Here is a 21,152-nt window from a genome sequence, read left to right as displayed (position 1 = left end):
CGGCCCTCCCGTGCGTACGCGTCCCGGCAGGCCGCGCGGAGTGAAATCGCTGCGCATCGCACGGCCCGCAGACGCCCGGCCGGATCCCGTGGGGGGAATCCGCTCCGGGAAAAGGAAAGCGCCCCGGCTTGTCGACCCGTGGGGGGATCGACAAGCCGGGGCGCTTTTCCGCTTCTCAGCGGGTGACGCGACGGGGGCGCGACTGACTAGCGGCCCTCGACCGGGACGAAGTCGCGCAGGACCTCGCCGGTGTAGATCTGGCGCGGGCGGCCAATGCGCGAACCCGGCTCCTTGATCATCTCGTGCCACTGGGCGATCCAGCCCGGGAGACGGCCCAGCGCGAAGAGCACGGTGAACATCTCGGTCGGGAAGCCCATGGCCCGGTAGATCAGGCCGGTGTAGAAGTCGACGTTCGGGTAGAGCTTGCGCTCCACGAAGTAGTCGTCGGCCAGCGCGTGCTCTTCGAGCTTGAGCGCGATGTCGAGCAGCTGGTCGTCCTTGCCCAGGGCGGAGAGGACGTCGTGCGCCGCAGCCTTGATGATCTTCGCCCGGGGGTCGAAGTTCTTGTAGACGCGGTGCCCGAAGCCCATGAGCTTCACGCCGTCTTCCTTGTTCTTCACCTTGCGGATGAAGGTGTCGACATCGCCGCCGTCGGCCTGGATGCCTTCCAGCATCTCCAGCACGGACTGGTTGGCGCCGCCGTGCAGGGGGCCCCACAGGGCGCTGATGCCGGCGGAGATCGAGGCGAACATGTTCGCCTGCGAGGAGCCGACCAGACGCACGGTGGACGTCGAGCAGTTCTGCTCGTGGTCCGCGTGCAGGATCAGCAGCTTGTCGAGCGCGGCGACGACGACCGGGTCCAGGTCGTACTCCTGCGCGGGGACCGAGAAGGTCATGCGCAGGAAGTTCTCGACGTACCCGAGGTCGTTGCGCGGGTAGACGAAGGGGTGGCCGATCGACTTCTTGTACGCGTACGCCGCGATCGTCGGCAGCTTGGCGAGCAGGCGGATCGTCGACAGGTGACGCTGCTGCTCGTCGAACGGGTTGTGGCTGTCCTGGTAGAACGTGGACAGCGCGCTGACCACCGACGACAGCATCGCCATCGGGTGCGCGTCGCGCGGGAAGCCGTCGAAGAAGCGCTTCACGTCCTCGTGCAGCAGCGTGTGCTGGGTGATCTCGTTCTTGAAGGTCGAGAGCTCGTCGACCTTGGGGAGCTCACCGTTGATCAGCAGGTAGGCCACCTCGGTGAAGGTGGAGTTTTCCGCCAGCTGCTCGATGGGGTACCCGCGGTAGCGCAGAATGCCCTGCTCACCGTCGAGATAGGTGACCGCGGATTTGTACGCGGCCGTGTTGCCGTATCCGCTGTCGAGAGTGACCAGGCCCGTCTGGGCCCGCAGCTTCCCGATGTCGAAGCCTGTGTCGCCGACGGTGCTGTCGATCACCGGGTAGGTGTACTCGCCATCGCCGTACCGCAGTACTACAGCGTTGTTCGCGTTGTCGCTCACGTCATCCCTCACCGACGTAGTGCCTCTTCTTCGAGGTGCCCTGACTGTCTCTACCATCCCCCATTTGGCTCAGCAGAGTGCACTCGGGGTCGGCCATTAGGCCCATTCGCGGCACTCAGTGCCGCCAACCTGCTCATCCTGCCCCCTTCGCCCCGGTTCCGGAAGTCCTGCCGGACGTTTGCCGCTTATCGTCCCCCTATGAGGGGTTTTGCGCCGAGCGTTGGTTCGGGACCCGCCCGGCGTCCTCGCGCGCGCCGCCCGGGTTCCGGGCCGCGATCCGCCCCGCCAGCCGGTGGTCGAGCGCAGTGCAGCGCCTGCCGGCAGAGACCGTGCGTACCGCCTGGCCGATCGCCTTGCGTGAGCCGACCAGCACGACGAGTTTCTTGGCCCGGGTGACGGCCGTATAAAGCAGATTCCGCTGCAGCATCATCCAGGCGCCGGTGGTCACCGGGATCACCACCGCCGGGTACTCGCTGCCCTGGGAGCGGTGGATGGTCACGGCGTACGCGTGTGCCAGCTCGTCCAGCTCGTCGAAGTCGTACGGAACCTCCTCGTCCTCGTCCGTAAGAACCATCAGGCGCTGCTCGTCCGCGTCGAGGGAGGTGACGACACCGACGGTGCCGTTGAAGACGCCGTTCTGCCCCTTGTCGTAGTTGTTACGGATCTGGGTTACCTTGTCCCCGACGCGGAACACCCGGCCGCCGAACCGCTTCTCCGGCAGGTCCGGCCTGGCAGGCGTAATCGCTTGCTGGAGAAGGCCGTTGAGTGCTCCCGCGCCGGCCGGGCCCCGGTGCATGGGGGCGAGCACCTGGATGTCGCGCCGCGGGTCGAGGCCGAACTTGGCCGGGATGCGGTGGGCCGCCACGTCCACGGTGACCCGCCCCGCGTCCTCCGTCTCGTCCTCGACGAAGAGGAAGAAGTCCGGCAGGCCCTGAGTGATCGGCGGCACACCGGAGTTGATGCGGTGCGCGTTCGTCACGACCCCCGAGCGCTGCGCCTGGCGGAAGATCCGGGTCAGCCGCACGGAGGGGACCGGGCCGCCATCGGCCAGCAGGTCGCGCAGCACCTCCCCCGCTCCCACGGAAGGGAGTTGGTCCACGTCGCCGACCAGGAGCAGGTGCGCGCCCGGCGCCACCGCCTTGACCAGCTTGTTGGCCAGCAGCAGATCGAGCATCGACGCCTCGTCGACGACCACCAGGTCGGCGTCCAGCGGCCGGTCCTTGTCGTACGCCGCGTCCCCGCCCGGTTTGAGTTCCAGGAGCCGGTGCACGGTGGACGCCTCGGCGCCGGTGAGCTCCGCGAGGCGTTTGGCGGCCCGGCCGGTGGGCGCCGCCAGGACCACCTTGGCCTTCTTGGCGCGGGCCAGCTCGACGATGGAGCGCACGGTGAAGGACTTGCCGCAGCCGGGGCCGCCGGTGAGCACGGCGACCTTCTCGGTCAGCGCCAGTCTGACCGCCGCCTGCTGCTCCGGGGCCAGCTCGGCGCCCGTACGGTCCGCGAGCCAGGCCAGCGCCTTGTCCCAGGCCGCGTCCCGGAACGCGGGCATCCGGTCCTCGGGGGTGCGCAGGAGACGCTGGAGCTGGGCGGCGAGGGACAGTTCGGCGCGATGAAAGGGCACCAGGTAGACGGCGGTGACGGGCTCCCCGCCGTCCGGGCCCGGCACTCTTTCTCGTACGACGCCCTCGTCCTCGCCGGCGAGCTCGGCGAGGCAGTCGATGACCAGGCCCGTGTCGACCTGGAGCAGCTTCACGCCGTCGCTGATCAGCTGCTCCTCGGGCAGGAAGCAGTGGCCCTGGTCGGTGGACTGCGACAGCGCGTACTGCAGGCCGGCCTTCACCCGCTCCGGGCTGTCGTGCGGGATGCCGACGGCCTGGGCGATCTTGTCGGCGGTGAGGAAGCCGATGCCCCACACGTCGGACGCCAGCCGGTAGGGCTGGTTCTTGACCACCGAGATCGAGGCGTCCGCGTACTTCTTGTAGATGCGCACCGCGATGGAGGTGGAGACGCCGACTCCCTGGAGGAAGATCATGACCTCCTTGATGGCCTTCTGCTCCTCCCAGGCCGCCGCGATCATCTTCGTCCGCTTCGGGCCGAGCCCCGGCACTTCGATCAGCCGCTTCGGCGCCGCCTCGATGACGTCGAGGGTGTCGACACCGAAGTGCGTGGTGATCCGGTCCGCCATGACCGGGCCGATGCCCTTGATCAGCCCGGAGCCGAGGTAGCGGCGGATGCCCTGGATGGTGGCGGGGAGGACGGTCGTGTAGTTCTCGACGGTGAACTGCTTGCCGTACTGGGGATGCGAGCCCCAGCGGCCCTCCATGCGCAGCGACTCCCCCGGCTGGGCGCCGAGCAGCGACCCGACCACGGTGAGCAGGTCACCCCCGCCTCGGCCGGTGTCGACGCGGCCCACGGTGTAGCCGGTTTCCTCGTTGGCGTACGTGACGCGCTCCAGCACACCTTCGAGCACCGCCGGACCGCCCCCGGCGCCCCCGCTCCGGGCGTTCCCGGCGCTCGCCCTGGTTCCGTCGCTTCCGTCAGACATGACCCCGACGGTAGCGCGCGGCGCTGACAGCCCCGCCGAACGGGATGAATTGCATTGCATGCAACTTTCAGCAAGGTGGCCTGACTCTCACTACGCCGATCCAGGCGCGCGCCCCTGGTGGACAGCCGGACATCTGCATCCGGTGCTACCTGGCGGACGCCATCACCGCCTTCCCGGATGCCGTCTCTCTCATCGAGGTCGTACTCACCAGGACGAGAGGCGGAGGCAGCTGAGGGTGTTCTCGGTAGATGTCAGGCCTGCCGCGCAACCAACGGGTACGCGCCTTCACCGGCGGCAACGACATAGACGACGACCAGGCCGCCCTCGTCCTGACCGCGACTCCCGCAGTCGGTCTCCTTCCCCGGTAGAGGACTGTGGAAATGCCGGGGCAGCTCGGCCTCAGCCATGGAGCATGTCCTTGGCCGTGTAGAGCGGCAGGACGCTGGTGTCCAGCTTCAGCGGGCCCAGGTCGGTGACCAAGGTCGGAGCGGTGGCGTAGGGATGCTTGGCGAGCCGGTTGGCGTAGACCGGGCGGCCGCCGCTGGAGTCGATGCCCCACTGGTACGTCCAGGTGCCGTTGCGCGGATCGACGATCAAGTAGTGCTCGATACCCATCGCCGGGTAGTCGGACGCCTTGGTGACGTAATCGTTGTCCGGGTTCGACGGCGAGACGATCTCGATCGCGAGGACGATCTCACGCGGGTCGAGGGTGTCGTCGGCCAACATGGCCTCGCGCGAGGTGACGACGATGTCAGGGATACGCAGTTTGCCGAGGGTGTCGTCGTCGGTGTCGGTCGCCTCGTACGCCCTGATGCCGTCGGGCAGCTGCGGATCAAGCTGCTCGGTGATGTCCTTCGCGGTGACCTGATGCCGGGGCCGCGGACTCATCATCATGACGAACTGGCCTTCGCTGATCTCGGGGTGGGTGAAACCGGCCGGCGGGGTGAAGTGCTCGCGGAGCTCACGCAGGTGCCTGTAGATCACGTTCTGAGTCATGTCGGCGCGTCCTTTCAAGCGTGCGGTGCCGGGTGATCCGCTCGCCTGCGTCATCGGCGTCATCGGCGTCGCCGCTGCGGCCCACGCCCCCAATTTAGCGGGCCATCACGCCACACCCGCACGCTGTGTCAAGGACGTGGGCGATGGCCCGGGCCACGCGGTCCGTCCAGTCGATCGCGTCGGCAGATGGTGACTACCCATCGGGGCCCTCACCCAGGTCGGCCGCCGCCTCGTTCAGCCGCCCTCCCCGGCTCTCCGCGACACGTTTGACGTCGTGCAGCGACTCGGTCAGCCGGCTGGCGAGGAAGTGCAGCTCGACGCCGGTCACCCGGCGGTCCGCGAGCAGCGCGGACGCGTGGCCGAGCAGGTCGCCCGCCATGCCGAGCTGGACACTCTCGATGTTGTCCGCGACGCGGGACACGTATCCGTTGCCGTCCCCGAGGACGTAGCACGGCTTGCCCTCCGGCCCGGTCCATGGCAGCAGCCGCGCCACCGTCGCCCGGTGCTCGCGCCTCACGCGGTGACCTCCACTCCGTGCACCGCGAGCCACAGCGCCCGCCCCCGCCGCGCCTCGGTGACCCTCTCGGCGACTTCCACCGCGGCCAACTCCCGCTCGAAAGCTTCGAGATAGGGACGGACCAGGGGGCTGTCCTCCCCGCGCAGCGGGTGTTCGCCCGTCCGCCGGACAGCCGGCCCTCCGACGTAGTCGCACGAGTACGGGTACGTGTACGGGCACGCACTCGGGACCGGAGGCCGGCGCCTCAGGCCCCCGCCGGGGAGCAGGAGCCGCAACAGCGGCTCGAAGAATCGGGCGATGCAGTCCTTCACGTCGACCTGCTTTCTCGGATTTCAGTTGGCCTGCCCCCGGACCGTCCACAGCGGTCGCGGGGGGCTTCGTCTGCGCCTGCTTGCACCATCGCGTTCTGTGGCGAACTGCTCACAGAATGGGGTCGTTCCTGGCTACGCTGCCAGTAGCCGGGCCTTGACAGCGCGCCGGTCAAGCCGGGGAGTTGATCGCATGGAGAAGCACCACAGGCCGCGTACCCCACGGGAGAAGTACGGCGAGGAGCTGAAACTCCGCCGGTTGGCGGCGGGGTTGACCCAGGAAACACTGGGTGAGCAGGTTGTCTGCTCGCCGACACTGATCAGCCATTACGAGGCCGGGCGGCGGCTTCCCAGTCCTGATGACGCACGGCGGATCGACCGGGCGCTGGAGACGGACGGGTTCTTCGCCCGGTGGCTGGAAGATCTGGACACGAAGTACGCCGATCACTTCGCGGCCGTGGCCGAGCTGGAGCAGCAGGCGACGGAGATCCGACAGTACGGAGCTTCACTCGTCCCCGGGCTCCTCCAAACGGATGCCTACGCCCGTGCGGTGTTTCGTGCGCACAGCCCGAACCACCGTCCGGAAGAACTTGACAGGCTGGTCGTCAACCGAATGGAGCGTGCCCGACTCCTGGCGGACTCGTTGAAGCCCACGGCTTGGACCTTGCTCGATGAAGCGGCGCTCAGACGCGAGATCGGTGGGCCGCAGGTCATGGCCGAACAGCTCCACAAGATCGCAGCTATGGCCGAATCCGGTCGACTGCGCCTGCATGTAATTCCGTTCGCTGTGGGGGCACACGCCCTCATTGAGAGCATGCTCTACCTCCTGAGCTTCGTAGATGCCGCACCGGTGGCCTACGTCGAAGGGCTGCACACAGGACACTTGCTCGACGATCCGGCGCTGGTAGGAGCCTGTCAGACGGCATACGCTCTTGCACTGAGCGATGCGGCGTCGCATCAGGAGTCTCTGGCCCTCGTGAGGGCCATCGCGGAGGAACACGAAAATGGTTAGCACTGAGCACACCGTCTCCGACGCCTCCACCCTCAGCGGGTGGTGCAAGTCCAGTTACAGCGGCGGCAGCAACGGCGAGTGCCTTGAAGTGGCTCATGGTTACGACACCGTCCCGGTAAGGGACAGCAAGGCTCCGCATGGCCCGGCTCTGGTCTTCCCGTCAGACGGCTGGTCGTCGTTCGTCGCCGCCGTCAAGGGCGGCGCCATCGGCGCCTGACGGGACCCTCGTCCCGGCCCCGGTCTGCGCCCAGGGCCGGGACAGGGGGTGTGGGTCACGTCCGCCCGAGGAACCCACTGCGCAGCTCCGGATCACGCAGAAGGCCGAGTACGTCGTCCTCGCCGCTGAACAGGATCTCGGCAGCAGGGTGCGTCGATTGGTGGAACATTGAGGCGAGTACGTCCGCCAAGGGGCGGTCCCAGGCGATGCGGACCGTGTCCCGCGCCTTGCCGTTCTGCTGCTTGTGCGTGGCGCTGCGCCACTTCGCAAGGAAGAGAGCAGCTGTCCAGTACGCATCGAGACGGCCCTTGACCAGCGAACCCCGATTGAGCCCGAACACCTCGATGCTGGCCTGTCCTTGAGGGCTGAGGGCACTGTACTGACCCGTTCCGAGGACCAGGTGAAGGTGTTCGAGCGGCTCCTGAATCGTCGGGTCGACCAGGAGCGGGCGGCCGTCCCCGTCGCGCGGAAAGAGATCCCGCTTGCGATGGCTGTTGCAGAGTGAGCAGGCGAGCAGGTGGTTAGGCCACTCGAAGGTCCGTAACGGGGCCGGAATCAGCGGCTCGAAGTGGTCGATGTCGGTGCCCTGGTTGTCGCCGCAGTACATGCAGCGCTCGTGGCCGGGGGCCATCTCCTCCAGTGCGGACTTGAGGGCCGGGTGGACGTGACGGCGCACGGTGGTGTGCTTCCATAACGCGCGGGCTTTGTCCGACGGCTCGTCGGCCTGCCTGATGCTCTCGGTGTGCGTGCCCAGGTGCGACATCGTGTCCGGAGGCAGCTCAACCCGCCGAAGACGGATCACTCCCCGTCCCCCTCGCCCTCGGCGAGCTCCTTGAGGCGGGCGGACATCTCGTCCAGCCGGGCCGTCGGAGAGCTGGTGAGCAGACGCTTGAGTTCCCGGTGCCGGGCAACCGCCTCCGCGTCCGCGCGCCCGTGCAGGATGTCCATCTCCAAGGCAACCAGTTCGCTGCGCTTACGCTCGGCCTGCTCCGAGTACGGGGTGTCCAAGCCGAAGAGGTCGGAGAGCACCGCGTCGTCGCCGCTGCCGTAGACAACGCGCTCGTAGAGGTCCTCCTCAATGACCTCGGGCGGCCTCTGTTCGTCGACGCCAGGCAGACGAATCAGCCCACCAGGAGCGGCGGACTGGCAGATGTAGGGGCTGTGAGTGGTGACGATGAATTGGATGTTGGGAAAGTGGGAGGTCAGCCAGGAACCGATGCGGCGCTGCCACGAAACGTGGAGGTGGGCGTCGATCTCATCAATGATGACGATGCCCGGCACTCGGTTGAACAGCGGCTGGTCCTCGAATTCCCAGACAGCGAGGTCACCAAAGGTGTCGTGAATCTGCTTGAGGATGTCGACGACCAGGGCAGCCACGGTGCGGAATCCATCGCTCATCTCCCGCAGGGGGAAGCGGTGACCGCCGCGCTCCACCCAAAGGCCCTCGGAGTCCACGTCGACGTTCCGATAGCCGTCCGGCAAGAGGCCGTCCCGAAGAATGGCAAGTGCGGTGTCCTTGAGCAAGGCTGCTCCCGGGCGTGCTTCCAGTGCGCGCAGGTGCTGCTCGATCAGCCAGGCGACACCCTCGGCAAGTGATGCGTCCTCATGGAAGAGGCTCGCCTGCCGGGCCACCGGGCCGGACGCCAGCATCAGCCGTTGCACTTCACCGGAACCGCCCGCCATCCGCCGAAACGGCCCGTAGGCGGCGCAGAACCAGCCAGCAGGGTTATCCGCCCAGGGACCTCGTCGCGCGATGCTGTTCTGTGCCTTGGTGTACCGGATCTCCTCCAGTGAAGGCTGGGCGCCCCGGCGGCCGGCCGCCCTGCTGTCTACCAGGCTTTCATGGGGAGCTGTCCACCTGAGTCCAGCTTTGAACGGGGCGGAAGGTGACCGTCCTTGGGTGAATCGGTCATGCACCAAGTCCCTGGTGATCTCCACCTCGATACGTCCCGCAGCTGCCCCCTGCGCCACCCAGTTGTCGAACCCCGGCACCAGGCTGCGCGCCACCACCGGCCCGCTGAGTGCGAACGCGATTGCCCGGAGCAGCGTCGTTTTGCCCGCGCCGTTCCGGCCCGCAAGGACCGTCCAGCCTGCGTGGGTGCCGTCCGGTCGGTCAGGGTCAGGTCAACCCGACGGGGGCCGTGGAACGACTTGATGTCCTGTACGGAGACCCGGCTGACGTACATGGTGACGGTGTCCGTTCGGTCGGTGCTTGCTGGGGCAACAGGGGAAAGCTCGGCGCTGGTCGCGAACTCGCTGAGCGCTGTCTCCACCCCACCCCGTAGCCCTGTCAGGATGGTCAAGTCTAGGCCTGGGGCGGAGCGGGAACAGCAGGCTTTGTCGGGGCGGGCGAAGCCCTGGCCGGCAGTGCGGGGCGCCTGCGGGCGCGTCGGTTCCGGAAACCAAGGAAGCCCGGTCTGTCGACCGGGCTCCTCAGATCCCCCCACCGTTCAGGCCTCCCTTGATCCCCCCGGATTCCCCCCGGAAGCCCTGATGCCAAGTAGGACCCGCGGAGTGGGCGAACGGTTGCACGTTGATGCGGAGATATTTGAGACGGGCACAAGGCGGCCAGGAACGATCACAGGCGTAACGGCCTGGTGCCCGATAGGGGACGGGCCCGCGACGCCGGCTATCGCGCACCAGGCCGTAACTGTCAGAGCACGTGGGTGACGTACCGGTCGGCTACTTCCGCCAGGACCTCCGTGCCGTCGCGGGACCAGAGTGTCTCGTTGAAGATCTCCACCTCGATCCAGCCGGTGTAGCCCGCCCCGTCCACGTGGTCGCGGAAGTCGCGGAAGTCCACCGCTCCGTCGCCCAGTTGGCCGCGGCCCAGCAGTACGCCCGCGGGCAGCGGTGTGATCCAGTCCGCCAGCTGAAATGCGGCGATGCGCTCGCCCGCGCGGGCGATGTCCGCCGCGACGCGGTCGTCCCACCACAGGTGGTAGGTGTCCACGACCACGCCGACCTCCCGCGCCGGGAAGCGTTCCGCCAGGTCCAAGGCCTGACCCAGGGTCGAGACCACGCAGCGGTCGGAGGCGAACATGGGGTGCAGGGGTTCGACGGCCAGGGTTACGTCGCGCTCCTTGGCGTACGGCGCCAGCTCGGCCAGGGCGTCCGCGATGCGCTCGCGGGCGCCGTGCAGGTCGCGGCTGCCGGGCGGGAGGCCGCCGGAGACCAGGACCAGGGTGGTGGTGCCGAGGGTGGCCGCCTCGTCGATCGCCCGGCGGTTGTCCGCCAGGGCCGAGGTGCGTTCGGCGGCGTGGCCCGTGAGGAACCCGCCCCGGCACAGGCTGGTGACCGTGAGGCCGGCGTGGCGGATCAGGCGGGCGGTGCGCTCGACGCCGTACTCCTGGACCGGGGCCCGCCACAGGCCCACGCCGGCGATGCCCGCCTTCGCACAGCCTTCGGCGAGCTCGGGCAGCGACCACTGCTTGATGGTCTCCTGGTTGAGGCTGAGGCGGGAGAGGGCGGTGTGGTCCGTCACTGGTCGACCCCGTGCAGCGTGAGGAGGGTTTTCATGCGGGCCTCCGCGAGCTGCGGGTCCTGGAACAGGCCGAGGCCGTCGGCCAGTTCGTACGCGCGGGCCAGGTGAGGCAGGGAGCGGGCGGAGTGCAGGCCGCCGACCATCGTGAAGTGCGACTGGTGGCCGGCCAGCCAGGCCAGGAGGACGACGCCCGTCTTGTAGAAGCGGGTGGGCGGCTCGAAGAGGTGGCGGGACAACTCGACCGTGGGGTCGAGCAGCTCACGGAAGGTCTTCACGTCACCCGCGTCCAGGGAACGGACCGCCTCCGCCGCCAGCGGCCCCAGCGGGTCGAAGATGCCGAGCAGGGCGTGGCTGAAGCCCTGGTCGTCACCCGCGATGAGTTCGGGGTAGTTGAAGTCGTCGCCCGTGTAGCAGCGCACCCCTCGGGGAAGGCGCCGGCGCAGGGCGATCTCCCGCTGGCCGTCCAGCAGCGAGATCTTGACGCCGTCGACCTTGTCCGGGTGCGACGCGATGACGTCCAGGAAGGTGTCCGTGGCGGCGTCCAAATCGGCGCTGCCCCAGTAGCCCGCCAGCTCCGGGTCGAACATCGGGCCCAGCCAGTGCAGGATCACCGGCTCGCTCGCCTGGCGCAGGAGATGGCCGTACGTCGCCAGGTAGTCCTCGGGGCCGCGGGCGGTTGCCGCCAGGGCTCTCGATGCCATGAGGATGGCCCGGGCGCCGGTCGACTCGACCAGGGTGAGCTGTTCCTCGTACGCCGTGGTGACTTCCGCCAGGGTGTGGTCGCCGGATGGTAGTTGGTCGGTGCCCGCGCCGCACGCGATCGCGCCGTCGACTGCTGCCGCCTCCTTGGCCGAGCGGCGGATGAGTTCCGCCGCGACCGGCCAGTCCAGGCCCATTCCGCGCTGCGCGGTGTCCATGGCCTCGGCCACGCCCAGGCCGTGCGACCACAGGTGGCGGCGGAAGGCCAGCGTGGCTTCCCAGTCGACGGCCGGGGATCCGTCCGGCGACACGCCGGCGTACGGGTCGGCCACCACATGGGCCGCCGAGTACACCGTGCGGGAGGTCAGGGGGGCTCCGAGGGGCGGGAGGGCCACGGGTTCCTTGCGGGGTTCGTATGTGCGGTGCGGGAGTGTGCGGTGCGTGTGCCGGGTTGTGCCCGGGAGTCGGATCGTCACAGCGACAGCTCCGGTACGTCGTAACGGCGTCCGTCCGCAGACGACTTGAGGCCCAGCTCGGCCAGCTGCACTCCGCGCGCGCCCGCGAGGAGGTCCCAGGTATAGGGCTCGTCGAGCGTGACGTGGCGCAGGAACAGCTCCCACTGGGCCTTGAAGCCGTTGTCGAAGGTGTCGTTGTCCGGGATCTCCTGCCACTGGTCGCGGAAGGACTCCGTCGCCGGGAGGTCCGGGTTCCAGACCGGCTTGGGCGTCGCACTGCGGTGCTGCACACGGCAGTTGCGCAGGCCGGCGACGGCGGAGCCGTGGGTTCCGTCCACCTGGAACTCCACCAGTTCGTCGCGGTGCACGCGCACCGCCCAGGACGAGTTGATCTGGGCCACCGCGCCGCCCTCCAGCTGGAAGATGCCGTACGCCGCGTCGTCGGCCGTGGCCGCGTACGGCTTGCCCTGCTCGTCCCAGCGTTGCGGGATGTGCGTGGTGACGTGGGACTGGACCGTGGCGACTCTGCCGAACAGCTCGTGCAGTACGTACTCCCAGTGCGGGAACATGTCGACGACGATGCCGCCGCCGTCCTCGGACCGGTAGTTCCAGGACGGGCGCTGCGCGTTCTGCCAGTCGCCCTCGAAGACCCAGTAGCCGAACTCGCCCCGGATGGAGAGGATCTCGCCGAAGAAGCCGCCGTCGATCAGACGCTTCAGCTTGCGCAGGCCGGGGAGAAAGATCTTGTCCTGGACCACGCCGTGCTTGATGTCGGCCGAACGGGCCGCCCTGGCCAGGTCGAGTGCCCCCGGGAGGCCGGTCGCGGTGGGCTTCTCGGTGTAGATGTGCTTGCCGGCCGCGATCGCCTTCTTGATCGACTCTTCACGGGCGGACGTCCCCTGCGCGTCAAAGTAGATGTCGATCGCCTCGTCCGCGAGTACGGCGTCCAGGTCCGTTGACCAGTGGGTGAGGTCGTGGCGGACGGCCAGCTCCTTGAGTGCGTGCTCGCGACGGCCCACCAGGACGGGTTCCGGCCACAGGAACGTGCCTTCGCCCAGGTCCAGGCCGCCTTGCTCGCGGATGGCGAGAATCGAGCGGACCAGGTGCTGGCGGTACCCCATTCGCCCAGTCACGCCGTTCATGGCGATGCGCACTGTCTTGCGTGTCACGAAAGTTCCTTCCTCGCAGCAGCTATAGCAAGCGCTTTCTATGCGCTAGGAAGCTAGCCTGCGGACAGCGGCTCGTACAAGACCCGGAGGACCGACCAGATGACAGTGACCTTGGCGGATGTGGCGGCCCGCGCCCAGGTGTCGCCTGCCACCGTCTCCCGTGTGCTCAACGGCAACTACCCGGTCGCCGTCGCCACGCGGGAGCGGGTGCTGCGGGCGGTCGACGAGCTCGACTACGTGCTGAACGGGCCGGCGAGTTCACTGGCCGCGGCCACGTCGGATCTGGTGGGGATCCTGGTCAACGACATCGCCGATCCGTTCTTCGGGATCATGGCTGGGGCTGCGCAGTCGCAAATAGGTGGGGGCGAAGCGGGTGGTGGGGGCGGGCGGGCCGGTGGGGAGAAGCTGGCCATTGTCTGCAATACGGGAGGGTCGCCCGAGCGGGAGCTGACGTATCTGACGTTGCTGCAGCGGCAGCGGGCGGCCGCGGTGATTCTCACCGGGGGTGCGATCGAGGACGCCGAGCATTCGGCTGCGGTCGCGGCGAAGCTCGGGAAGCTGGCGGACGGGGGGGCTCGGGTGGTGTTGTGCGGGCGGCCACCGATCGCCCTGTCGGGGGCCGGCGGCGCTGTGGCCGCGGCCACGCTGACGTTCGACAACCGGGGTGGGGGGCGGCGGCTCACCGAGCATCTGCTGGCGCTGGGGCATCGGCGGATCGGGTACGTCGCGGGGCCGGTGGAGCGTACGACTACTCGGCATCGGCTGGAGGGGCATCGGGAGGCGCTTGCTGCGGCGGGGGTTGGGGGTGGTGCGGGCGCTGGTGCGGGTGCGGGTGCGGGTGCGGGTGCGGGTGCGGGTGCGGGTGGTGATGCCGGGCTTATCGTGCACGGGCCGTACGACCGGCGGTCGGGGTACGACGCGACGCTGTGGTTGCTGCGGCGGGAGCCGGGGTTGACGGCGGTGGTCGCGGCGAACGACACGGTGGCGCTCGGGGCGTGCGCGGCTTTGCGGGACCAGGGGCTGCGGATTCCGGAGGACGTGTCGGTGGCCGGGTTCGACGACCTGCCGTTCTCGGCTGACGCGGTGCCGGGGCTGACCACGGTGCGGCTGCCGTTGTACGAGGCGGGGGCTCGGGCGGGGCGGCTGGCGGTGGGGCGGGAGGCTGCGCCGCCGGGGGGTATCGCTTCGGTGCCGGCGGAGTTGATGGTGCGGGGGTCTACGGGGGTTGCCCGGGGGTGACGGCTGGCGGCCTCGGCCCGGGGTGACGGGCCTGGCGGGCTTGGCCCCGGGGGTCACGGGCCAGCTTGGCTTGCGCCGGTCGGTGTGGGCGGGGGCGGGCCGCTCCGGGGGCGGCATTCGGGACTGCATGATTTAGGGCGCTGAGGGCGTTTTCAATTGCGAAGCCCGCCTGCTGCCCACCAATCACGCTCTACGTCCCGAACACCACCCCCTGCGCGTCCCGCCCCCTCACGCCGGTGGGGGCAGCCGGCGTGAGGGGGGCGAGTCCGGTGAGCCCGTTCCGGTGCGGTCCATGTAGGGCCGGGCCCGGTGGGCCGGTTCCGGTGCGATCCGGTCCTGGTGGGCCGGTTCCGGTGCGGTCCGGTGCTGGCGGGTCGGGGGCGGTGGTGGCTCGATGGCAGGGCTATGCCGGGAGTGTCAGGGCTTGGGTCAGGGTGGTGAAGAAGGTTGCGTGGGACGTTGCGCTGGCGGGGAGTTCCGGGTTCCAGGGGATGACCCTGGCGTGAGATACGTGGGTCGGGTCCAGGGGGATGGCGTTGGTGCGGGTGTCGGCCAGGATGATGTCGGGGGCCAGCGCCGCGGCCTCGGGCCAGGGGACGGTGGACCAGTTCGCGCCGGTCCCGGGCGGTGGTTCCGGGAGGTTTACGCCGAGCGCCATGAGGGCGCGCAGGTCGGGCCAGGACTGGGGGCGGGCCAGGTGGACGCGGTCGCCGGACGGGGACAGTGCCAGGACCCGGGGGGCGTCGGGCCCCGCGGCGGCGGTACGCAGGTTCTGGCGGGCCGCGTCGAGGGCCACCGGGGGCTCCGCGCCGCCCAGTGAGGCCGCCAGGGCCGCGAAGCGGCCCCGGATCTCGTCCAGCGATCGGCCCTGCCCGACTTCCAGGACCACCAGGGGGACCTGTTCCTCGATGCGCTTCGCGACGGCCGGGTCCATTCCGTAGACGCTGTCGCCGTCGTAGCTGACCGCGATGAGCAGCTCGGTTCCCGCCGACAGGACGCGGTCGGGGTCCAGAGTGGCGCCCGCGCCGAAGTAGGCGATCTCGCCCAGCGGGAGACGGCCCGACTTGGCGCGGTCGGGGCCGGGGCCGTCGTGGAACGAACCGAAGACGCCCAGGGGCAGTAAGCCGTGGTCCCAGAGCGTCGCCCCTGCCTGGATGTAGGCGACGGCCTTCGTGGGCCAGTGCGGCGCCGACGACACCTGGCCGCGGTCGTCGGTGAATTGCCATATCGCTGCTGTCATGGGCCAGTACTGCCCCGTTGGGAGCGTCCGTACGCGAGGGATTATTCTTGACTCAGTCAAGGAAGGAGAGTCGTGATCCAGGAAATCCGCGCGTTCAACCGCTACTACACGAATCTCATCGGCGCGCTCGACTACAGCCGCCACCTGTACACGCCGTACACGCTGACCGAGTCCCGTGTGCTGTACGAACTCGCGCACAGCGAGCGGTTGGACGCCGCCGATCTGCGCGCGCAGCTGTCGCTGGACGCCGGGTACCTGAGCCGGCTGCTGGCGAAGTTCGAGCGAGACGGGCTGATCGAGCGCGAACCGTCCGAGGACGACGCGCGGCGTCAGCGGGTCACGCCGACCGCGCGGGGGCGGGAGGCGGCGGCGTTGCTGGACGAGCGTTCGCGTGCGGCGGTGGGCTCGCTGGTTGCGGGCGTACCGGAGGAGGAGCTGGTGCGCCTCACCGGGGCGATGCGGACCATTCGGGAGGTACTGGGAGCTGCCGGTCGCGGGAGTGGGCGGCCTGCGCTGCGGGCGCCGGTGGGCGGGGATCTGGGGTGGATCGTGCAGCGGCACGGTGCGCTGTACAGCGCCGAGTTCGGGTGGAATGCGGGGTTCGAGGGGCTGGTCGCGCGGATCGTCGCCGACTTCGCGCAGGATCACGACCCGGAGCTGGAGCGGGTGTGGATCGCCGAGCTCGACGGCCGGCCGGTGGGGTCGGTGATGTGCGCACGCGACGACACGCCCGGGACGGCACGCCTGCGGCTGCTGCTGGTGGACCCCTCGGCGCGCGGGCACGGGCTGGGTGACCTGCTGGTCCGCACGGTGATCGACTTCGCTTACGCAGCGGGCTACCGGGAAGTCGTGTTGTGGACGAATGATGTGCTGTCAGCTGCCCGGAAGATCTACCAGCGCGCCGGATTCACGCTGGTGGAGGAGAAACCGCACCACTCGTACGGAGTGGATCTGGTGGGCCAGGACTGGCGGCTCACCCTGAAGGAAGGACCAACACAGTGAAGTACGCCTTCTCCACGCTCGGGGTCCCGGGCATGCCCATGAGCGACGTCGCGCGGCTCGCGCAGGACACCGGTTACGACGGGGTGGAGCTGCGCGCCCACCCCGAGGAGCCGGTCCACCCGGGCATCGGACCGGACGCGCGGGCCGATGTGGTGGAGACCTTCGGGCGGGCAGGCGTCAGCATTCTGGCGGTGGCCGGGTACGTCAAGGTGGCGGCACCCGGTGAGGACGGGCCTGTGCGGGAGGAGCTGGACGGGCTGATGGCGCTGGCGCGTGATCTCGGGGCTCCGTACGTCCGGGTCTTCCCCGGCGGCGGCGACGAGCAGAGCCAGGAGGAGGCGGACGCGGCGGCGGCGCGGCGACTGGGGCTGGCCGCCGAGTCGGCGGCGGACTACGGCGTACGCATCCTGCTGGAGACCCACGACTCGCACCGCACCGGAGCGGCCGCCTCACGTGTGCTGGGACCGGTCGGCCACAAGAACGTCGGCGCGCTGTGGGACGTCATGCACACCTGGCTGGGCGGCGAGACCCCGGCGGCCTCCCATGCCGTTCTCGGCCCGCATCTCGGCTACACCCAGGTCAAGGACATCGCTTCGGCGCACGACACGGCTCCACTGATGCTGGGCACGGGCGTGCTGCCGCTCGGCGAGTGCGTCGCGCTGCTGGACGACGACAGCTGGGTGTGCTGGGAGTACGAGAAGCGCTGGTACCCGCAGGCGGCGGAGCTGCCCGGACTGCTGGCGGACGGGCGGGAACATCTTCGGGGGCTGAAGTGGGGTGAGATGTAGGGAAGTTCCGCCCTTCTCGCGTCGGTCGCGCGGCGACACGAGGTGCTTGGTGCTGCCCGGACCCTTGACCTGGCAGTTAGTTTCCGGATATCCGTGACTCCTTGGAAGTTTCCTTCAACTCCGTTGTCGAGCAAGGCCGACCGGCAAAGCCGGCCCCAATTGCCGGTCGGCCCAAGGCTGTAAGGAGCTCACGTGCACCGCACCTCCCGACGCACCCTGCTCACCGCGACCGCTGCCGCCGTGGCCGCGACCGCCATGAACTCCGCACCCGCCCTCGCGGACGACTCCGTCCGGGCGTCCACCCGTGACCGGCTCAAGCGGCTCATCTCCCGGATGAGCCTGGAGGAGAAGGTCGGCCAGCTCTTCGTGATGCGGGCATACGGCCACTCCGCGACCGATCCGGACCAGGTCGACATCGACCTCAACCTCAAGGAGCTGGGGGTCAGGACCGCTGCCGACCTCGTCGCGAAGTACCACGTCGGCGGCATCATCTACTTCGCGTGGGCGCACAACACGCGTGAGCCGCACCAGATCGCCGATCTGTCGAACGGGATCCAGCGGGCGGGCCTCGCCCAGGACACCCCCGTACCGCTGCTCATCTCCACCGACCAGGAGCACGGCATCGTCGCCCGTGTCGGCAAGCCCGCCACCCTGGTGCCGGGTGCGATGGCGCTCGGGGCCGGCGGGTCGCGGTCCGACGCGCGCCGGGCGGCGCAGGTCGCCGGGTCCGAGCTGGCCGCCATGGGCATCGTGCAGAACTACGCGCCCGTCGCGGACGTCAACGTCAACCCCGCCAACCCGGTCATCGGCGTACGGTCCTTCGGCAGCGACCCGCAGGCCGTGGCCGGGATGGTCGCCGCGCAGGTCAAGGGCTACCAGGGCGCCGGGATCGCCGCCACGTCCAAGCACTTCCCCGGACACGGCGACACCAAGGACGACAGCCACTACGCGCTGCCGACGATCCATCACACCGCCGCCCAGTGGGAGGAACTGGACGCCCCGCCGTTCCGGGCCGCCATCGCCGCCGGAATCGACTCGATCATGACGGCGCACATCGTCGTCCCGGCGCTGGATCCGGCCAAGGACCCGGCGACGCTCTCCAAGCCGATCCTGACCGGCGTCCTGCGCGAGCGGCTCGGCTACGACGGGGTCGTGGTGACCGACTCGCTGGCCATGGCGGGCGTGCGGCAGAAGTACGGCGACGACCGGGTGCCGGTGCTCGCGCTGCTCGCCGGCTGCGACCAGCTGCTGAACCCGCCGGACCTGCCGCTCGCCTGGAACTCCGTCCTGGCGGCCGTGCGGGGCGGGGAGCTGAGCGTGGCCAGGATCGACGAATCGATCCTGCGCATCCTGCTGCTGAAGGCGAAGCTCGGGCTGTTCCGGGACCCGTACGTCAGCCACAAGGGCGTCGACCGCACGGTGGGCGTACGTTCACACCTCGCGGCGGCGGACAGGATCGCCGAGGGCACGACCACGCTGCTCGCCAACGAGGGCGGACTGCTGCCGCTCAGTCGGCGTACGCACCGCGCTGTGCTGGTGGTCGGCGCCGATCCGTCCTCCCCGTCCGGGTCCACCGGGCCGCCCACCGGTGTGCTCGCCGGGGCGCTGACCGAACTCGGGTTCACCGCCACCGCCCTGTCCACCGGGATCACGCCGACCGCGGCGAAGATCAGCGAAGCGGTGGCGGCGGCGCGGGGCAAGGACGTGGTGGTGGTGGGGACGTACAACGTCTCGGCGACCAGCCCGCAGCGCACGCTGGTGCGTGAGCTGGCGGCGACGGGGGTGCCCGTCGTGACCGTGGCGATCCGCAACCCGTACGACATCGCCCAGCTCAGCGGGTTCGGCGCGAGCGTCGCCGCGTACTCGTGGACCGACGTCGAACTGCGGGCCGCCGCGCGGGTCATCGCCGGGCAGGCGACTCCCGAAGGGAGGCTGCCGGTGCCGGTGCTGCGGGCCGACGACCCGACGAAGGTGCTGTACCCGGTCGGGCACGGGCTGAAGTACTAGAAGTATTAGAAGTACCGTTGGTGTCCGGGGTACGCCGTTGATTCGGCGTACCCCGGACAGGTGCGTTACGGGCGCAAGGTCTGGCGCTGCTCCACGTCACGCTTGTCCAGCTTGGCGTCGTAACGCGCCAGCGGCTTCGCCTTCGACGGGTCCGCCTGGACGGCGGCCGGGGCCACGCCCGCCCATTCGAGGATGGCGGCGGTCGCCTTCGCCTTCTGGTCGGGGACCAGGGCCGCTACGTTGGCGCCGTGGTTGGCGCCGGGCGCGGTGTAGACGTAGGAGTCCTCCACGCCCTTGCCGAGGCGGAAGGGTTCGGCGCTCCACGGGTCGTTCTGCCCGTTCACGAACAGCATGCGCTCGGCGTTGTGCCGCACCCAGCTGTCCACGTCGCGCATGGTGCTCGGGTTGAACTTCATCGGGATGTCGCGCGGCACGTAGGCGCGCGGCTGGAAGTACTCGGGGCCGTAGTTCATGAGGCCAGCCAGGTGCGGGTACTTGAGCTGCGGGGCGCCGAGCTGGGTTCCCGCCTGGTAGTAGTACGGCGTGTACGTCGCCAGGCCCTGGTCGGCGTAGGCGGCGAATCCGGCGATGCCGTCGACGTAGTCGTAAATGACCTGGTCGGAGGAGTCCGCGGCGGGCACGTCGGCGCAGTCGCTCGCCAGGCTGTACTGCCAGAAGGCATAGACGAAGTCGAGGACCGTAGACTCGTACGCCTTGTCCAGGCTGCCCACCGTGTCGAAGGTGGCGCCGTTGGCGTCGGCCCACTCCTTGAACTTGGCGCTGAGCGGGGCGCGGCGCTCAAGTGCCTCGCGCTGCACGGCGTTCAGGGCGTCGCGGCACTCCTTGGTGCCGACGTTACGGAAGAAGCGGTCGTACGCCGCGTCTTCCTTGTTCACCACGTCGTTGGGCGCGACGTACGCGACGACGCCGTCCATGTCGCGCGGGTAGAAGCGCTCGTAGTACGTGGCGGTCATGCCGCCCTTGGAACCTCCGGTGGAGAGCCACTTCTTGGCGTAGATCTTCTTCAGCGCGGTGAAGATACGGTGCTGGTCGCTCGCCGCCTGCTTGATGTCGAGCTTCGACCAGTCGGCCGGCGACGGGCGGGACGGCGTGAAGAAGCGGTACTCCATCGACACCTGGTTGCCGTCGACGATCGTCGTCGGCTCACTGCGCCGGGGCGTCGTCGAGACGTTGTATCCGCTGGTGAAGAAGACCGTCGGGCGGTCGGTGGCCTTGTGCAGCAGGGTGATGCGCTGCTGGAAGGTGCCCTTGGAGGGGCGCCGGTGATCGACCGGCTGGGTGTAGTTCAGTACGAAATAGCGGTAGCCGGTGTACGGCTTCTCCTCGATCAGGCTCATGCCCGGTATCGCGAGGATCCTGTCCTTGATGTCCGGCTCTGCGGCGGTGGCCGCCCCGGCCGGTGCGCTGCTGATTCCCACGGTCCCGATGAGCACCACGAGTGACAGCAGCCATCTGAGCGCCTTGCGCATTCGTCCTCCCCTGTAGTCACAGACGACGGGGCGAACCTAGTCGGGCAACTCCCGTACCACCAGGGTCAGCAGAGAATCCAGCCAGTCGACGCCTTCTTCCCGCCGACCGAACCGTGCGCCCGCACACAGCGGTTGAGGGCGTAGACCGTCACCGGTCCCGCGCGGTAGGAGAAGCGGCCGCTGTCCCTCGCGGTGCGACTGCCACGGGCCTGGATGCTGACCGACATGTGCTGGCGTGCGCCGGCGCGTCTGGCGACGGTCGTCGCGCAGACGTAGCGGCGGCTCTTGTAGACGCGCAGCTCGCCGGTGGCGAAGGTCACGGTCTTCACCTTGCGGCCGGTGCAGGCGGTGGGGCCCTGGGCGGCCTCGGCGCTCATGGCGCCGGGTCCCACGAGGGCCAGGCCCGCCGCCGCGACTGCCACAACAAGTCCGTACATCAGGTGTTTTCTCATCGCCCCACCGAACACTCGTGCCCCTTTGCC

General features: G+C 69.2%; 20 protein-coding genes. 6 read left to right on the top strand and 14 right to left on the bottom strand.

Annotated elements, in window-relative coordinates:
• Positions 1-206: 206 nt before the first annotated feature.
• The 6 genes from ACU6WZ_RS19230 to ACU6WZ_RS19205 all read right to left on the bottom strand — a co-directional run bounded on the left by ACU6WZ_RS19230 (position 207) and on the right by ACU6WZ_RS19205 (position 5,871).
• Positions 207-1,505, bottom strand: coding sequence for a citrate synthase (locus tag ACU6WZ_RS19230; protein WP_447029297.1), 1,299 nt, complete (start codon positions 1,503-1,505; stop codon positions 207-209).
• Between the two features lie 196 nt (positions 1,506-1,701).
• Positions 1,702-4,047 carry an SF1B family DNA helicase RecD2 gene (gene recD2, locus ACU6WZ_RS19225; protein WP_447029296.1) on the bottom strand — a complete coding sequence of 782 codons (2,346 nt, stop codon included), beginning with the start codon at positions 4,045-4,047 and terminating at the stop codon, positions 1,702-1,704.
• Positions 4,048-4,298: 251 nt separating this feature from the next.
• Positions 4,299-4,454, bottom strand: a complete 156-nt coding sequence (locus tag ACU6WZ_RS19220) for a hypothetical protein (protein ID WP_447029294.1) — start codon at positions 4,452-4,454, stop codon at positions 4,299-4,301.
• The gene (locus ACU6WZ_RS19215; protein ID WP_447029292.1) at positions 4,447-5,043 is read right to left on the bottom strand and encodes a Uma2 family endonuclease; all 597 of its coding nucleotides are present in this window, start codon (positions 5,041-5,043) and stop codon (positions 4,447-4,449) included. Before ACU6WZ_RS19215 ends, ACU6WZ_RS19220 begins: the two co-directional genes overlap by 8 nt.
• Positions 5,044-5,236: 193 nt before the next feature.
• Positions 5,237-5,560, bottom strand: a complete 324-nt coding sequence (locus tag ACU6WZ_RS19210) for a hypothetical protein (protein ID WP_447029290.1) — start codon at positions 5,558-5,560, stop codon at positions 5,237-5,239.
• Positions 5,557-5,871, bottom strand: a complete 315-nt coding sequence (locus tag ACU6WZ_RS19205) for a hypothetical protein (protein WP_447029289.1) — start codon at positions 5,869-5,871, stop codon at positions 5,557-5,559. The genes ACU6WZ_RS19210 and ACU6WZ_RS19205 overlap by 4 nt, the downstream gene beginning before the upstream one ends.
• Positions 5,872-6,061: 190 nt before the next feature.
• Between ACU6WZ_RS19205 and ACU6WZ_RS19200 the strand changes: the two genes are divergently transcribed.
• On the top strand, positions 6,062-6,880 hold the full coding sequence (locus ACU6WZ_RS19200) for a helix-turn-helix domain-containing protein (protein WP_447029287.1): 819 nt from the start codon (positions 6,062-6,064) through the stop codon (positions 6,878-6,880).
• Positions 6,873-7,097 (top strand): DUF397 domain-containing protein, encoded by a 225-nt coding sequence (locus tag ACU6WZ_RS19195; protein ID WP_447029286.1) that lies wholly within the window; start codon positions 6,873-6,875, stop codon positions 7,095-7,097. The genes ACU6WZ_RS19200 and ACU6WZ_RS19195 overlap by 8 nt, the downstream gene beginning before the upstream one ends.
• Positions 7,098-7,152: 55 nt before the next feature.
• On the opposite strand, the gene ACU6WZ_RS19190 is transcribed toward ACU6WZ_RS19195, so the two are convergent.
• The 5 genes from ACU6WZ_RS19190 to ACU6WZ_RS19170 all read right to left on the bottom strand — a co-directional run bounded on the left by ACU6WZ_RS19190 (position 7,153) and on the right by ACU6WZ_RS19170 (position 12,904).
• A complete protein-coding gene (locus ACU6WZ_RS19190) occupies positions 7,153-7,899 on the bottom strand; it encodes an HNH endonuclease family protein (protein ID WP_447029284.1) in 747 nt (248 codons plus the stop codon).
• Positions 7,896-9,104: an AAA family ATPase gene (locus ACU6WZ_RS19185; RefSeq protein ID WP_447029282.1), complete on the bottom strand. Its 1,209-nt coding sequence runs from the start codon at positions 9,102-9,104 to the stop codon at positions 7,896-7,898. The genes ACU6WZ_RS19190 and ACU6WZ_RS19185 overlap by 4 nt, the downstream gene beginning before the upstream one ends.
• 646 nt (positions 9,105-9,750) lie before the next feature.
• Positions 9,751-10,581, bottom strand: coding sequence for a sugar phosphate isomerase/epimerase family protein (locus ACU6WZ_RS19180; protein ID WP_447029280.1), 831 nt, complete (start codon positions 10,579-10,581; stop codon positions 9,751-9,753).
• Positions 10,578-11,756: a dihydrodipicolinate synthase family protein gene (locus tag ACU6WZ_RS19175; RefSeq protein WP_447029279.1), complete on the bottom strand. Its 1,179-nt coding sequence runs from the start codon at positions 11,754-11,756 to the stop codon at positions 10,578-10,580. Before ACU6WZ_RS19175 ends, ACU6WZ_RS19180 begins: the two co-directional genes overlap by 4 nt.
• Positions 11,753-12,904 (bottom strand): Gfo/Idh/MocA family protein, encoded by a 1,152-nt coding sequence (locus tag ACU6WZ_RS19170; protein ID WP_447029278.1) that lies wholly within the window; start codon positions 12,902-12,904, stop codon positions 11,753-11,755. The genes ACU6WZ_RS19175 and ACU6WZ_RS19170 overlap by 4 nt, the downstream gene beginning before the upstream one ends.
• Positions 12,905-13,003: 99 nt before the next feature.
• On the opposite strand from ACU6WZ_RS19170, the gene ACU6WZ_RS19165 reads away from it, so the two are divergent.
• Positions 13,004-14,143 (top strand): LacI family DNA-binding transcriptional regulator, encoded by a 1,140-nt coding sequence (locus tag ACU6WZ_RS19165; protein ID WP_447029277.1) that lies wholly within the window; start codon positions 13,004-13,006, stop codon positions 14,141-14,143.
• A 403-nt stretch (positions 14,144-14,546) separates the two neighbouring features.
• Here the strand turns inward: ACU6WZ_RS19165 and ACU6WZ_RS19160 are convergent, their stop codons facing one another.
• Complete coding sequence (locus tag ACU6WZ_RS19160) at positions 14,547-15,383, bottom strand: ABC transporter substrate-binding protein (RefSeq protein WP_447029276.1); 837 nt, start codon at positions 15,381-15,383, stop codon at positions 14,547-14,549.
• Between the two features lie 72 nt (positions 15,384-15,455).
• On the opposite strand from ACU6WZ_RS19160, the gene ACU6WZ_RS19155 reads away from it, so the two are divergent.
• The 3 genes from ACU6WZ_RS19155 (at position 15,456) to ACU6WZ_RS19145 (ending at position 19,180) form a co-directional block, all read left to right on the top strand.
• On the top strand, positions 15,456-16,385 hold the full coding sequence (locus ACU6WZ_RS19155) for a bifunctional helix-turn-helix transcriptional regulator/GNAT family N-acetyltransferase (protein WP_447029274.1): 930 nt from the start codon (positions 15,456-15,458) through the stop codon (positions 16,383-16,385).
• Complete coding sequence (locus tag ACU6WZ_RS19150; protein WP_447029272.1) at positions 16,382-17,173, top strand: sugar phosphate isomerase/epimerase family protein; 792 nt, start codon at positions 16,382-16,384, stop codon at positions 17,171-17,173. The genes ACU6WZ_RS19155 and ACU6WZ_RS19150 overlap by 4 nt, the downstream gene beginning before the upstream one ends.
• A 192-nt stretch (positions 17,174-17,365) precedes the next feature.
• Positions 17,366-19,180, top strand: a complete 1,815-nt coding sequence (locus ACU6WZ_RS19145; protein ID WP_447029271.1) for a glycoside hydrolase family 3 protein — start codon at positions 17,366-17,368, stop codon at positions 19,178-19,180.
• 65 nt (positions 19,181-19,245) lie between these two features.
• On the opposite strand, the gene ACU6WZ_RS19140 is transcribed toward ACU6WZ_RS19145, so the two are convergent.
• On the bottom strand, positions 19,246-20,670 hold the full coding sequence (locus ACU6WZ_RS19140; protein ID WP_447029269.1) for a S28 family serine protease: 1,425 nt from the start codon (positions 20,668-20,670) through the stop codon (positions 19,246-19,248).
• A gap of 65 nt (positions 20,671-20,735) precedes the next feature.
• On the bottom strand, positions 20,736-21,107 hold the full coding sequence (locus tag ACU6WZ_RS19135) for a hypothetical protein (RefSeq protein WP_447029268.1): 372 nt from the start codon (positions 21,105-21,107) through the stop codon (positions 20,736-20,738).
• Positions 21,108-21,152 lie beyond the last annotated feature (45 nt).

This window comes from Streptomyces hypolithicus (assembly GCF_052934925.1).
This window is presented reverse-complemented; position numbering and strand designations above follow the sequence as displayed.

What these genes read in the sequence shown, in the direction of transcription:
- ACU6WZ_RS19215 (WP_447029292.1), bottom strand. Translation starts at nt 5,043, where the DNA reads ATGACTCAGAACGTGATCTACAGGCACCTGCGTGAGCTCCGCGAGCAC.
- ACU6WZ_RS19220 (WP_447029294.1), bottom strand. Translation starts at nt 4,454, where the DNA reads ATGGCTGAGGCCGAGCTGCCCCGGCATTTCCACAGTCCTCTACCGGGG.
- ACU6WZ_RS19165 (WP_447029277.1), top strand. Translation starts at nt 13,004, where the DNA reads ATGACAGTGACCTTGGCGGATGTGGCGGCCCGCGCCCAGGTGTCGCCT.
- ACU6WZ_RS19140 (WP_447029269.1), bottom strand. Translation starts at nt 20,670, where the DNA reads ATGCGCAAGGCGCTCAGATGGCTGCTGTCACTCGTGGTGCTCATCGGG.
- ACU6WZ_RS19195 (WP_447029286.1), top strand. Translation starts at nt 6,873, where the DNA reads ATGGTTAGCACTGAGCACACCGTCTCCGACGCCTCCACCCTCAGCGGG.
- ACU6WZ_RS19135 (WP_447029268.1), bottom strand. Translation starts at nt 21,107, where the DNA reads ATGTACGGACTTGTTGTGGCAGTCGCGGCGGCGGGCCTGGCCCTCGTG.
- ACU6WZ_RS19160 (WP_447029276.1), bottom strand. Translation starts at nt 15,383, where the DNA reads ATGACAGCAGCGATATGGCAATTCACCGACGACCGCGGCCAGGTGTCG.
- ACU6WZ_RS19200 (WP_447029287.1), top strand. Translation starts at nt 6,062, where the DNA reads ATGGAGAAGCACCACAGGCCGCGTACCCCACGGGAGAAGTACGGCGAG.
- recD2 (WP_447029296.1), bottom strand. Translation starts at nt 4,047, where the DNA reads ATGTCTGACGGAAGCGACGGAACCAGGGCGAGCGCCGGGAACGCCCGG.